At 38.8% G+C, this 15,170-nt stretch carries 6 protein-coding genes and 1 pseudogene; 5 read left to right on the top strand and 2 right to left on the bottom strand.

The window, feature by feature from the left end; genetic code table 11:
* Window positions 1-3,018 (bottom strand): SusC/RagA family TonB-linked outer membrane protein, encoded by a 3,018-nt coding sequence (locus QVP90_RS07135; RefSeq protein ID WP_021936048.1) that lies wholly within the window; start codon window positions 3,016-3,018, stop codon window positions 1-3.
* Window positions 3,019-3,628: 610 nt separating this feature from the next.
* Complete coding sequence (locus QVP90_RS07130) at window positions 3,629-4,477, bottom strand: hypothetical protein (RefSeq protein ID WP_005926944.1); 849 nt, start codon at window positions 4,475-4,477, stop codon at window positions 3,629-3,631.
* 1,684 nt (window positions 4,478-6,161) lie between these two features.
* Between QVP90_RS07130 and QVP90_RS07125 the strand changes: the two genes are divergently transcribed.
* From QVP90_RS07125 to QVP90_RS07105, 5 genes and pseudogenes are all read left to right on the top strand, one after another.
* A complete protein-coding gene (locus QVP90_RS07125) occupies window positions 6,162-7,088 on the top strand; it encodes a PD40 domain-containing protein (protein WP_005926947.1) in 927 nt (308 codons plus the stop codon).
* Window positions 7,089-7,091: 3 nt separating this feature from the next.
* Window positions 7,092-10,976: a T9SS type A sorting domain-containing protein gene (locus QVP90_RS07120; protein WP_021936047.1), complete on the top strand. Its 3,885-nt coding sequence runs from the start codon at window positions 7,092-7,094 to the stop codon at window positions 10,974-10,976.
* Between the two features lie 461 nt (window positions 10,977-11,437).
* A complete protein-coding gene (locus QVP90_RS07115) occupies window positions 11,438-12,604 on the top strand; it encodes an exo-beta-N-acetylmuramidase NamZ family protein (protein ID WP_021936046.1) in 1,167 nt (388 codons plus the stop codon).
* A gap of 51 nt (window positions 12,605-12,655) precedes the next feature.
* Complete coding sequence (locus tag QVP90_RS07110) at window positions 12,656-14,104, top strand: sodium:solute symporter (RefSeq protein WP_005926958.1); 1,449 nt, start codon at window positions 12,656-12,658, stop codon at window positions 14,102-14,104.
* 32 nt (window positions 14,105-14,136) lie between these two features.
* Window positions 14,137-15,170 (top strand): annotated as a pseudogene (locus QVP90_RS07105) (metallophosphoesterase); the annotation flags it as partial.

The raw sequence follows: 15,170 nt of genomic DNA, 5'->3' as shown, positions 1-15,170 counted from the left end.
TTAAAAAGTTGCATTTATTGAGAAGTTAAAACTGCGGGTACTAGGCACAGCAAAATTATCAATACCCATACGACCCGTTCCACCACTTTTTCCCGCACTAATCTGAGGATCACATCCAGTATATTTAGTCATCAAGAAAAGGTTTCTGCCTGTTATAGAGAAACGCAATCCTTTTATTGCCGTATTTCTTAATAAAGGAGTAAAATCATATCCCAATGTCACATAACTCAAACGCAGATACGAACCGTCTTCAATAAAATTGGAACTTACTGCATAGAAATATGTATTCATTGTTGTCTGATCCAAAATGATAGGTTTGGTATTCTTTATGTAAGTACCATCCGACTGTTGGACAACCCCATTGACCACAACTTCTCGATTACGGTATTTTTCTGCGAAAGAGCTTTGCCCACTTGATAACAACGAGCGGGAGGTTACATTTACCACATCCCCTCCTTTACGACTATCCAAAAGGAAAGAAAGAGTAAAGTTTTTCCAACTGATATTGGAAGAAAGCCCCAACAAAAAATCCGGTTCGCGATCCCCAATAAGATTGCCTTTTACCGGGCTAATTATCGGATACCCGTCTGCCGTACAAACAACCTGGCCGTCAGGACTACGCATATAATCTTTTCCGGATATAGCTGTTGTAGAACCGTTTAAATAAGCAGTCGGAAATATATCGCCATATTGAGTTCCTTGTATTTCCACAATATCATCCGGTAGATTAGTAACTTTACCACGATTAAAACCAAAATTCAGATTCGCATACCATTGAAAATCACGGTTTCGCATTATTTCCTGGTTCCACTGGAGTTCTACCCCCTTATTTTGAATAGCCCCCTCATTACGTGTCTGCAAGATATTTCCTTGTGTCGGAGAAACCCGCACTGTCACAATCTGATTATCTACCTTTGTCTGATAATAAGCTAAATCAAATTTTGTCTTATCATTAAAAAAGCGTAAGTCCAGACCCACCTCCCAAGAACTGGCTAATTCAGGATCTAACCATTGTGCACGGCTTTTTGTCGGATCCACTCCGAACCCTTGATCCGGAAAAGAACCTTTAATAACAAATCTTTTATCAAAAGCATAAGGATTAGTGTCCTTACCGACTTGAGCCCAGTTTCCACGCAATTTTCCATAAGTAAAAAACTCATTGGAGATATGAAATAGTTCAGAGAAAATAACACCGGCAGTTACTGACGGATAAAAATAAGATTTTTCACTTAATGTCGAAGAATAATCATTTCTGGCAGTCCCACTGATATGTGCTATCCCTTTATAATCTAAACGGATTTCTCCAAAATACCCCAAATTACGCTTCAACGAATGATACAGCGTAGTATTTTTACCTATTTCTAACGGATCAAGATTAGATATACTTTCAAATCCAGAAACGATAAACCCGTCTCCCCCCGTCGCTAATTCAACAGATTTCCTTTCTTTCAATTCATAACCAGCCAGAAAATTAAGATTAAAATCTTTCGATAAATCCCATCTATATGTAGCCAAAGCTTGTACAGTTAATAATTGGCTACGGCTTTGAGAATAATCATACTCTCCAAAATAGGACAAAGGCACATTTTCTGAGTTTTCAAAATCTGTTTTTTTGAAACGGGCCGCTGTTTGAGATTCAGAGCTTGAATGGTTTTCATCAAAACTTACCCTACCACTCAATTCCAATCCTTTTATCGGAGTCCAGTTCACACTTCCCATCAATATATTACGCGTAGCATTACTTTCTCCATTATCTCTATACCGGCTCCATAACGGGCTTAATGCCACCGCCTGCTTTTCCGTATCAGTCAAACCTTCCATCGGATACAGCCATCTCGGAGTTCCATTTGGATTTTGATAAATACGAATATCATCATTAATCGGCCAATTATATACAGTAGACAATACATCTCCTGCTCCTCTCGATTTAGTTTTCATGATATTAGCCGACATATTAACCTTTAGATTTTTAGATATTTCATATGTACCTTTCAATAAAAAATTCATCCTGTCCTGATAATCATTCGGTACTACCCCTTCTGCCATTGAATAACTGGCAGAGGCATAAGCTGAAAACTTATCAGTTCCTCCGGAAACACTTACATCATATTTATGAGTAAGTCCTGTCTGAAAGAAATTCGACACATTATCATATATTTTTTCACCCGGTTGTATCATCGGCCCCCAGCCGCCAGTCGGTGTACCGGCCGACATTATGCCACGTCCACCAGGCACATAGGTTGTCTGTAATTTAGGTAATCGGAAAACATCCTCAAATTGCACGCTGGCATTAGCATTGACAGTAATTTTTCCTTCTTTCCCACTTTTGGTGGTAATCATAATAACGCCATTGGCTGCTTCCTGCCCATACAAAGCCGATGCAGCAGAACCTTTCAGCACTGTCATGTTCTCAATATCGGCCGGATTGATCTGTGATGCAACTCCTGCTCCAGAAACAGCTACACCATCAATAATCAATAATGGTTCATTAGACTGTCCGGCATTAATTGATGAAATACCACGAATCGTTATCTGCGAAGAAGCATTTGGAGAACCTCCTGAAGTGCTAACGCTCAAACCGGAAATCTTACCCTGCAAAGTATTTACAAAATTAGTATTAGCTCCTCCCATTATTTCCTCAGAATCCAAACTTTGCACAGCATAATTAAGTTTTTTCTTTTCAGCCTTAACCCCCATCGCCGTAACAACAACCTCATCCACCATTATTGAAGACGGTTTCATCACAACATTTACCACAGACTGTTTGCCAATTTTTACCTCATGTGTCTCCATACCTACATATGAAAATACTAAAATTGAATTGTCAGGCGCTTTAATAGAATATTTTCCATCAATATCGGTAATTGTACCCAGGTTAGCATCTCCTTTCACCACTACAGAAGCCCCAATTACAGGCATCCCGTCCTCTGAAGAAGTCACTACCCCTGTAATCGTGTGCTGTGAATATGTAACCACAGCCGAAAAGAGAAAGAGTAGAACTAATAACTGTTTTTTCATAATATAATTAATTAATAATTTCATCTATGTCTATTCAATGTAACCAGATAAAATAAGCATCGGAAATAATTTCCCCCGCCCAGGTCGATGAGAGAGATATCCCTTTCATCATTTTCAGAAAGAGATATTTTTACTACTTCTTTATATCTGTCTTTATCTACCATAAAAGACTACGATTTAATAAGTTCTTAATTTACCGATTCCTCTAAACAAGGATTATAATAGAGAACGCCAATTAAGTATTATCTCTAAGGTTATTTATTATCAGACAGAGACCTTTTTTCATAAACTCCTCATTTCACTATTACCTCCATTTTCCAAGTTCTATCAGAACTTTGCTTTTTATCTATTAGCCAGGAATTGGTCAACATAGTTGGCTATTAATTGGAGGTAAGTTTTCATCAAACAAAGGCTTAAAAGAACTCTTTTGAAATAACTTCAAAGCAAAGATAAGAATTGTTTTAATATCAGGAACATAAATTTGGTTTTATTTAGATTTATATCTATTAATTCACACGATCATTGATCTCCTTGTTACATTTTGATGAATAGTAGTTTTAGGTTAACATATTTATAAAGTTATAAATTAAATTTTTATCCATTTATCTCTTTATGGTTCTTCAATATTCATAGAATGAAATTCTATTAATCCGTCCATTGGCGTTTCTTCTATAATATCTAATTCTACTCCAAAGTCTCTGGCTACTTCTCTTAGAATTTCGGAATAGCTGTAGGCAACTGAACCGATAAAACGAATAGGATAATTTTTATAGTCATATTGACATACGCTACGGATGAAAAAGTTCTTTAGGTTATTCACTAATAACTCATAGACATATTCATTATCTAAATAGTCTGCAAGAAAATAGGAAATAGTAGCTAAAAAACGATTGGGAAATGGTAAATTATAAACTGATTCCATGGCATCATTAGCTGTAATACGGAATTTTTCATAAAAGTCGGTCGTAATATCTTTAGGGGCTAACCCTTTCAATACATCAGAAAGAAATAGTTTGCCTAAAACAGCTCCGCTTCCTTCATCACCTAAAATATAACCAGCAGCCTTTACATTTTTAACAATGATTTTGCCGTCATAAAAACAAGAGTTAGAACCTGTTCCCAAAATGCAAGCAATTCCGGCATCACATTTAAACAATCCGCGTGCCGCCGCCAATAAATCGCTTTCAACTTGGATAGGGGTTTTAAATTGCGCTACCAATGAAGCACCCAAAACATTCTTTTTTTCATAAGAGGTACATCCTGCACCATAATAATAAACTTGTTCCAACTTTCTTTTGAAGAAAGATTCAGGAAGGCCGAGTCTAACGCTCCTGCTTATTTCTCTTCTGGTCTGAAAAAAAGGATTCAAACCCTCTGTGAAAACCCTCTGTACGAGACGATTATCTTCAACCAGAGCCCACTCCGTTCTTGTAGAACCACTTTCCGCGATAAGTTTCATTTCCTGTTCTTTTTTTTGATTTGGATACAAATATATAATTTTTTTTGCAACACCCCTTGTTCTTCCGAAAGAAAATGTCTGTAAAGTCTCTTAAGGCCTTTTAGCTATTCTTGAAAGAAGCTATATATCATTTGGATTTCCTCCATAAGAATGAGGTGTATCCATGAAAAAATGTGTCTACTGTTATTTCAGATAATCTCTTTCCTAAAGTTTTTTATACTATACCGTCAGAGTAGCCAACCAGAATCGCACCTATCATTACTTATGTATTCTTTGTTTTATATCACAATACATTATTATAAATAATATATAAACAAGATACTTATAATGAGTATGTTATTGCGTGTTATGAAAATATTTGCAAAGACGGGGTTGATCGATTGGATATAACCTCACGTTCTGGTGTAAACATTAAATATACATATATTATTCTGATAAAGATTGAAAAATAGCGCTGTGCAATTTTATAATATTCAATCGGTATTCTTGACATATAAAACAAGTTGAGAACTGTTGATCAGGTACATTTTTACAACAATAGTATTCAGTTGATTCAAAAATAAAAGAAGTCTTTAGTTCTGATAGAACTTGGTAAACAGTCAATATCATTTCTTTTTGATACCACAAAGAATTGCAACACAAACAAAAGACTATTTTATAAAAACAGCAAAAAATATAAAAAAGAAATCACTCTATTTAACAAAAGCTAAATTAAAGTAATTGACATAGATAATTTAAAGATATAAGCAGAATAATCATGCTATACACCCTTCAAAAGTCTTTAATCATTTTCTGCAAATCACATACTACATTCACATATAACACATTAAGTTCATAAACAAATAATGATAGCAGAAAACAGTTATTAATCCCACCATTTCAACAAAGAAAAATTTATCAAAAACTATAATATCAATTACAGAGGAAATTTTTGGTAAAATATAAAAAACAGAAAATAATTTTCGATTAAGCAATCAAAATATATCACCATTACAACAATACAGACTAATTTATTTTTTATTTACATAATATTTAAACGAATTTCTTAATAGAAACACAGAAGGACAATAAACAAATGTAAGTATTTAAAAACAAACAAATCACTACAAACAAAAAGGCATGCACGCAGCATTAGGTAATTATAGCATACAGTAAATAGGAAATGTAACAAATTGATAATCAGCACGCAGATATCATCACTATTGCCCCCGTAGACAAACCGCCCGTTCCTCGTAGACAAACCATCCATTCCTCTACGATGAACGGGCGGTTTGTCTACGAGGAAAGCACTTATTATTTATAATAATACACAATAAACAGAGAGAGGGAAACAATATCTTCATACTACATGTAAACTTATTGAAACAAAAACGAGAATCAGAAAAAGAGCAAAAACAACGTTTTTTACAAAGTTTCAAAAAATCATTTTTCGATACAAAATAAGTAAAAAAGAATCATAATATGCTAAAAACATTCACTAATAGTATAAAACACGTTAATTAAATTCCTAAAAATTTGTTTCTAATAATAAATTAATGAATATTTGAGAAGTAAGATGAGTAAAAGTAGCCTAAACATCCTTTGAAATAAACGGATGTATCTATTCCTCAACACCTATTTCGTCAAAAAGCATTAAGCTTAATATATAAAATACCATTTATTAACCTTTTAATTCTTTTAGATCATGAGAAAGTTTTTTCTATTGTTGCTACTTTACTTAGTCCAACAAGTTCATGCACAAGAAATCAGTGTAGTATCCGTGAAACAATTACCGAAATCAAGCATCGGTAAAAGCTATCATCCCAAATTCAGCCCTAATGGAGAATACCTACTTCTAACCTCTGATAATTATTCAGGGCTTAAAAAATTTGATTTGAAAAATGAGCAAGTATCCATTATCACCGAAGCTCCCAATGCAGGATACAACGTACAAATAAGTGCGGACGGGAATAACATTATCTATCGAGAGCAGTCATTCAACAAGCGAAACATGAGGGAGACCGCCCTGAAGAAGATAGACTTAACTAACAAAAAGGAAAACCAACTTATCTCTCCTACCCGAGACCTTCAATTACATAAGACCATAAATGGGAACCTTGTATATGTAAAAAACAATAAGTTATCAACCAAAAGAATATATGGAGAAAAAATAAAAACAGTACCGGATATTGTCAATATCGAAAATCGGCAATTGGTCTTATATCGGAACGGTGAACGTAAAGAGATCTCTCCCAACGGAAAAAACTGTAGCTATCTATGGCCTTCCATCTCGCCCGATGGAACAAAGTTATTATATAAAGTTGCCGGCAAAGGTACATTCATCTCCAATATCGACGGCAGCAGCCCGATTCGAATAGCTAATTTAAACGCCCCTGTCTGGCTCGGGAATGAATGGATTATAGGGATGAATGATAAAGATAACGGAGAACGAATCCTCTCTTCATCCATTGAAGCCGTTTCGATAGACGGACAAAAACATCAAACCCTCAGCGATCCTTCCACGATAGCCATGTTTCCGGCTGTCTCAACCGACAACTCATCTATCGCTTTCAATAGTGACAACGGAGATATTTACCTCATGAAAATCAATATCAAACAAAAAGCCAAATAAGATATGAAAACACTAAAGTCAATTATAATAGCCTGCTTATACATAATAATATGTACAGATGTAACTGCGAAAGATCTTACAGGGGTGAGAATCTATATCAATCCGGGACACGGAGGTTTCGATGCAGCCAACGACCGAAACGTAGTAACCATCCCTTATGCCGCCAATGATATAAACGGTTTTTGGGAATCTTCTTGCAGCCTGACAAAAGGATTAGCTCTCAGAGATATGCTGGAGGCTCACGGAGCAACCGTCATGATGTCACGTACAGAAAACAGAGATGAAGACGACCGGAATCTGACCGAGATTGCAGAAGAAGCCTCAGCAAACAGCATGGATGCATTTTTATCCATTCACAGCAATGCTGTAGGCGTAAACCAGGGCACTAATTACCTCTTGTTACTGTATCGCGGAACCGACGACGAACCGGATCCGGCATTAAGCAAACCAATGGCACAGGCGTGTTGGTCCAGGATGTATGACAACCCGCTCACCAACTGGACATATTATAGTGCAACTAATATGAATGTACGTGGCGACTACTCGTTCTATGGCTACCATTTAGGCGTATTAAGAAACAATACCGTACCGGGCTTTCTTTCAGAAGGAGAATTTCACGACTACCTGCCGGAAACGCACCGACTGCTCAATGAAGATTATCGCAAATTAGAATCTGCACGTTTTTTCCGTTATTTCTGTGACTATTTTGAAGCAGATCAAGCATCAAAAGGAATACTTGCCGGTCTCGTAAAGAGTTCAAACGAACGTATCAATAATCCACTATATCTTTATAAAACAGGCACAAATGACCAATGGCTTCCCGTGAATAAAGCTAAAATAGAACTATTCGACAACAACGGTACACTCATCGACTCTTACGTAACCGACGAGTGTTACAACGGGTTTTATAGTTTCTTTGACTTAGAGCCAGGAAAATACAAACTAAAAATAACAGCAGAAAACTATGCAGCAGCAGATATAGAAACTGAAGTAAAAGCCGGAGAGACTACATCTTTAATAACGCAAATTGAAAACAAAAACGTAGTCACCGAAAAAGAAGTGCCAGCAGATTATCCGGAGCCGGATCAAGAAGCAGGAACCGTAGCCATGCCTTTCTACAAAACTCAGGAAATTTCAAAAAATACCTTCGAATGGTTTCAAGACAAAAATATCCGAAAAAGCCTGTTACACAACAAGAAGCTATATATCCTTACCACTGAACCCAAAATCTATATAGCCGATCCAAATACCGGTGATTTGATTTCCGAGCTAAAACTTACCGGCATCGAAGGAGGGATTCTACCAATAAGCGATATCGCATTTTCTGCCGACGGATACCTGATGGCTTGTAATAAAAACATCGTTACTCTACCGGCAGACGGAGAGAAGTTTAAAGTTTACACATGGAATGACGACGAGTCAGATCCTATACTCTTCTTCGAAACCACTCAGCAAGGAAACTTCTCAGCCTCTACCATTGGAGAAACCTTTGCCATCAGCGGTCCACGTTGGAAATGTAACATATACACGCCGGCCATCACCACAGGCACCTCAAAACAAATCCGTATAGTAGGCTATCAGATAGACGAGGAACTGCCGAACATAATTGGTTATAAATACATGATGGATACCACCAAATACACAGAAGCTCTTTGGGGAGAAACGTTCACTTTCACGATCTCGCCTCTCGGAACAGACCGTCTCATCATAGATAGTGAAAAATTAATGCCAACAGAATTCGGATTTGACTGGACGGCTGCCGACCGTAGTCCCTTAACCGAACACGGCGCAATAAACGAAGGAATCCTTTCCCCTCAAGCCAAAGGTGCTAATTTCTTCCAATATGCACGGCATTCTTTCATGATATCACCCGATTGTAGTGCCGACCACAGCCACGTAAGTGCGATTCTATTTGATATAACCGATGGGCTGGACAAGGCTGTTAAAATATCAGAAAAGATGCCAGATGACGGTTTAAGTGAAAATGCCGTACCCTACATGATGGCAGCAGGAATTGTTAACGGATACGATATCGATCTTTATCTTTATGCACAAAACGCAGGCATAGCCCGTTATCAAACTATCACCACCACCGCTACGGCCAACATCTATGCTTCCGGACTTCAATTGGAAAGCACCGGACAAGAATATAAATTCAGTTTCATCCTTAACGAAAATGCGAATGAAGTATTTATTGAATTTGTCAATGGCGAAAAGATATTAAAATCATATAGCGCAGGTACTCTATCCAAAGGTAACCATACGGTTTCAACGACAAAAGCGGAAATTCCTGCCGGCAAAGATATGCATTGGCAGATTAAAGCGACCGCCGAAAGTGTTGCCCGTCCGGTAAAAATGACTGGAGATGGAGAAACTCTTAAATTCTATAATGCATATGGAGTTGCCATAGACAACAATCCGGAAAGCCCTTACTTCGGCCGTATATACGTGGCAAGTAGTAAAGGAGGCACTTCAGCCGGGCGAACCACCGACCAAGGTATCTACATAATGGATCCGTTGTTCGGAGACATCACAAATCAATCCAACAAAGCTTATGACGGCGGAATAACCTGGAGTAGCAGCAATAGCCCGTTCCGTCTGGCCATAGCACCGGATGGCAGGATATTTATGTGCGATTTCAGTGACGGTAATTCCGGTATCTATGTTATGGATCCGTCTAAGCCGAATGAAAAATTCATCAGCCTGTTCGAAGGGCTTACCAGAGATACGAACGGACTTGCCAGCAATACAAACAACGAACCCGTACACGGTTCTTCCTCCTCTTGCTACGTGACGGGAAGCGGCGAAAACACAATATTATATACTTTTGATGAAGATTATAAGGTGGATGGTAAAGCAGGAAATATACTACAATACAACATTGGAACAGCTACCCACTGGACAGAAGCACCCAGCATCGCATTCAACAATGCGGCTACCGGCGGATATCAAGCTAATATGAATTCAACGATTCTCCCCGACGGACGCGGTGGTTGGTGGATCTCTCAATACCGGGCAGCCGATGAAGCAGCCGTTCCTTCTCTGATCCACTATAACGGCACCCAAGTAGATTTTGTATCTGGTAAAACAGATCCTACGATCATCGAGAATTCCCGGAATGGCGGTATGGCTATCAGCCTTGACGGAACCCGCATCGCCATGGGATGCAACAACGAAATAAAAATACTGGGTATCAGTTATAACGAAGAAGGAATACCTTCCATCAAACGCCTCCACTCCATAAAACCAGGAATCGGAGCTAACTCCAATAGCCTGGCATTCGACTGGGGAGGCAATGTATATCTAATCTCCAATTCCGGAGAACGCTTGGGAATGTGGGCCTTACCTAAAGCAGACAACACTTCTGTCACACCCGCACCATCTTCTCAAACTATCTCTAAAGAGATAGGTACCGTTGTAAATCTCGAAGCTACCGCCGCACCCGAAGGTATATCCTTATCATGGGAAGAGCCCGAAGGTTCTGTAGGAACTCCGGAATACAATATATACCGTGGTTCAGAATTAATAACCACAGTAACCGGAACCACTTACACAGACGAAATCTCGGAAGATGGTGAATACTCATACAGTGTAACTGCCGTATATGGAACTTACGAAACAGAAAAAGCAACCGTTTCTATCAAAATAACCGGAATAGAAGAATCGACGATGGCCACTTCCATCTATCCTAATCCGACAGACGGACCGGTAAACATCGAATCAGAAGAAACCATTCATTCTATCCAGGTATTCGACATAAACGGGCGAACCATTCTGAATATGAACAATTTGAATACAAATAAAGAAACAATCAACCTTTACGAACAGTCCGGCGGAGTTTATATCATCAAAATAAACGGCATGACTTACCGAATCATTCGTAAATAAAAGCATGCGAAACCGATAAACGAGTCATTGCAAATTAATAATAAGCTGACAAGAGACCATAAAGAAAATATTACCGGTCCCTTGTCAGCTCACAAAACAAAGTATCGAACAATGGAGTACACAGCTATTTTCCTATTGCCATCAGGTGAAGTATAAGTATATACTTTACATATACAAAAGTGTATACTCTTACATCATAAAAGTATATACTCTTGGCACACAAAAGTACATACTCTTATAATCACCTATTAATCAAATGAATATAGAAGTAAAATAGGACATTCAAGTCCCATGTATTCAGCCGGATATATATTTACACCTGTTTACCACACACCTTTAAACGTGTAAATACAAGTTTGCAAATTATTGATTATAATTCTAAAAATAAAAAAATATATGTTTCTAATATTAAATCATATATTATCTTTGCAGATAAAGAACTTCCCCTTATATAATACATTATGAAAAAAATTCTACTTATAGTCATTTTAACATGCATCACTTTCTATTGTCAGGCAAATCAGAACCGGGTGATTGTAGGTGCAGAGCAAACAAACGTTTATCTCCCCTTATTGAAAAATAAGCGAATAGCTATTTTTTCCAATCATACCGGTATGATCGGAAATAAGCACTTACTGGACGTGTTGTTGGAGAATAAGATAAATGTAGTAGCCATATTCTCTCCCGAACACGGGTTTCGTGGTAACGCAGATGCCGGAGAACACGTTTCAAGCTCGGTGGATTCGAAAACCGGCGTGCCCATCCTCTCGTTATACGATGGTAAATTAGGTAGGCCCAGTGAAGAATCGATGCGGAAATTCGACCTGCTGATAGTCGACATACAAGATGTAGGATTAAGATTTTATACCTACTATGCATCCATGGTCCGCTTGATGGATGCATGTGCAGAGTATAACCGCAAAATGTTGATACTGGATCGTCCTAATCCGAACGGTCACTATGTAGACGGCCCCATCTTAGACATGAAATACAAATCAAGCGTCGGATGGCTTCCCATTCCGATAGTACACGGCATGACATTAGGAGAACTGGCATTAATGGTTAATGGCGAACGGTGGTTGCCGGCTTCACGCATTTGTGATATAACAGTCATAAAATGCAAGAACTATACACACCAGACAATGTATGAATTGCCGATCCCTCCCTCCCCTAACCTGCCGAATATGAAAGCTGTGTACCTTTATCCTTCTACCTGCTACTTCGAGGCAACTCCCGTCAGTCTGGGTAGGGGGACACAGCTTCCTTTTCAAATATACGGACACCCTAATATGTTAGGATATGATTACACCTTCACACCACAAAGTATACCGGGTGCAAAAAATCCTCCCCAACTCAACAGAATTTGCCACGGTGTGAATTTAAGTGAACTGAGCAATGAAGAAATATGGAAAAAAGGAGTAGATTTGAGTTATCTTATCGATGCCTACCGGAATCTGAATATGGACGATTACTTTTTCCGGCCGTTTTTCGAGCTGTTGACAGGTAGAGATTATGTACGAAAAATGATAAAACAAGGTAAAAATGCGGATGAGATCAAAGCGATGTGGAAAGAAGATGTAGAGAAATTCAAGATACAACGCAAGCCTTACCTTATATATGAAGAATGACCGGTTCTTTCCTGTTGATGAATTACAAATTATTAAATTATAAATGACCGCATGACTCCAGTTTCTATTTTAATCACAATCGTGGCGTATTTCATTATCCTGTTTACGGTTTCATACATCGCAGGCAGAAAGGCCGATAATGAAGGTTTTTTCGTTGGGAACCGTAAATCGGCCTGGTATGTAGTGGCTTTTGCCATGATCGGCTCCAGTATATCCGGAGTGACATTCGTTTCCGTTCCGGGTATGGTAGCGGCAAGCGGATTCTCCTATTTGCAGATGGTACTCGGTTTCGTCGCAGGGCAAATCATTATCGCCTTTGTTTTGATACCGCTTTTCTACCGGATGAATTTAGTATCCATTTATGAGTATCTGGAGAACCGGTTCGGTCTGTCTTCTTACAAGACCGGTGCATGGTTCTTTTTCATCTCAAAAATGTTAGGAGCAGCCGTGCGGTTATTCCTTGTTTGCCTTACACTACAACTGTTGGTATTCGAGCCTTTCCACCTGCCGTTTATTCTTAATGTCATCATTACCGTAGCTCTTGTCTGGCTATACACTTTCCGTGGCGGTGTAAAATCACTGATATGGACCGATTCCCTGAAAACGTTCTGTCTGGTAGTATCCGTAGTTCTATGTATCTATTATATCGCTTCCGATCTTAAGTTAGGTTTCGGAAGTATGATAGCCACCATCTCCGAGAATGATTTTTCCCGCATGTTCTTTTTCGATGATGTGAATGATAAGCGCTACTTCTTCAAGCAATTCCTGGCGGGAGTGTTCACAATGATCGCTATGACCGGACTGGATCAGGACATGATGCAACGCAATTTAAGCTGTAAAAATTTTAAGGATTCACAGAAGAATATGATTACCAGCGGTATTTCCCAATTCTTCGTCATCCTGTTATTTCTCATGTTAGGAGTGTTATTATACACATTTACCGCACAACACGGAATTGAAAACCCCGAGAAAAGCGACGAATTATTCCCGATGATAGCTACCGGTGATTATTTCCCGGCCATAGTGGGCGTACTGTTTATTATCGGACTGATTTCATCTGCTTATTCGGCAGCCGGTTCGGCTCTGACCGCCTTGACAACTTCTTTTACAGTAGACATATTAGGAGCAAAAAACAAAGCAGAAAATGAATTGGTAAAGATACGCAAACGTGTACATATCGGCATGGCCATCATCATGGGCATTGTCATCTTCGTGTTCAATCAATTGAATAACACCAGCGTAATCGATGCTGTCTACATCTTGGCCAGTTACACCTACGGACCTATTTTAGGACTTTTTGCTTTTGGCATTTTCACAAAAAAACAGGTACGCGATAAATATATCCCCATAGTAGCCATTGTTTCTCCCATCCTCTGCTTTATCCTGCAAGAAAATTCGGAGAAGTGGTTTAACGGATATCAGTTCAGTTATGAGTTACTGATATTCAATGCATTGTTCACTTTTATAGGTCTTTGCCTGCTTATTAAAAAGAAAAAATAATTTTTTAATCAGATAATCAAGTATCACGCCGTATGAATAAGAAAATATATACCGGTATTCTATTTTTGTTCGCTGTATTAACCGGCATCCGGGCGCAGATCGGGGAGCACTTTCGTTTTGCTCTCCTGACAGACATTCATGTCACCCAAAAAGGAACCGCCTTTGACGATCTCCAAAACTCCATTCACCAAGTGAACAGAACGCAAGATATCGACTTCGTACTGGTAACGGGTGACATCACAGAAGAGGGTGACCGTGCTTCCATGCAAAGAGTGAAAGCAGCTCTCGGCCAATTAAAAGTCAAATATTATATCATTCCCGGAAATCATGAAACAAAATGGAGCGAAAGCGGAGTGACGGATTTCGGGCATATTTTTGGCGGAGAACGTTTCAAATTCGAACATAAAGGCTTTCTCTTTTTAGGATTCAATTCCGGACCATTAATGCGTATGGCCGATGGTCATGTCGTTCCGCAAGACATCACCTGGCTTAAGAAAGAATTGAAAGAGGCCGGAAAAGAGAAACCCGTATTTCTGGTCACTCACTATCCGATGCTAAAAGGCGATGTGGATAATTGGTACGACGTAACAGACGCTGTGCGCCCTTATAACATCCGCGCTTTTCTGGGCGGGCATTACCATCTCAACAAATTCTTCTCATACGATGGTATTCCCGGAATCATCAACCGTTCCAATCTGCGTGGAAAAGAAGCAATTGGTGGGTACAACATTTATGAAATCACCCCGGATTCCCTTCTTGTCTATGAACAGAAAATTGGTAAGGAGCCTCAAAAGTGGTGCTCGCTCTCATTAGTCCACTCATATTATGACAAAAAAGGAGCAACAGACAAATATCCCGATTACTCCGTAAACAAAGAGTATCCGCAAGTAAAAGAAAAATGGTTAGTACAAACCGGTATCGGTATTTATTGCTCACCGGCAATAGCCGATAAGCAAGTTTTTGTAGGTGATGATATGGGCTTTCTGACCTCCTATAGCCTTCAAAAAGGGAAAAAACAATGGAGTTTCCATTCCGGCAACCGTATAGTAGGAACACCGGCGGTGGC

It is taken from the genome of Bacteroides sp. CAG:189 (assembly GCF_000432295.1).
In the GTDB taxonomy this organism is placed as follows: domain Bacteria; phylum Bacteroidota; class Bacteroidia; order Bacteroidales; family Bacteroidaceae; genus Bacteroides; species Bacteroides salyersiae.
This window is presented reverse-complemented; position numbering and strand designations above follow the sequence as displayed.

Excerpts from the sequence above, each read along its gene's own strand:
- QVP90_RS07130 (WP_005926944.1), bottom strand. The coding sequence starts at position 4,477 with ATGAAACTTATCGCGGAAAGTGGTTCTACAAGAACGGAGTGGGCTCTG.
- QVP90_RS07110 (WP_005926958.1), top strand. The coding sequence starts at position 12,656 with ATGACTCCAGTTTCTATTTTAATCACAATCGTGGCGTATTTCATTATC.
- QVP90_RS07120 (WP_021936047.1), top strand. The coding sequence starts at position 7,092 with ATGAAAACACTAAAGTCAATTATAATAGCCTGCTTATACATAATAATA.
- QVP90_RS07125 (WP_005926947.1), top strand. The coding sequence starts at position 6,162 with ATGAGAAAGTTTTTTCTATTGTTGCTACTTTACTTAGTCCAACAAGTT.
- QVP90_RS07115 (WP_021936046.1), top strand. The coding sequence starts at position 11,438 with ATGAAAAAAATTCTACTTATAGTCATTTTAACATGCATCACTTTCTAT.
- QVP90_RS07135 (WP_021936048.1), bottom strand. The coding sequence starts at position 3,018 with ATGAAAAAACAGTTATTAGTTCTACTCTTTCTCTTTTCGGCTGTGGTT.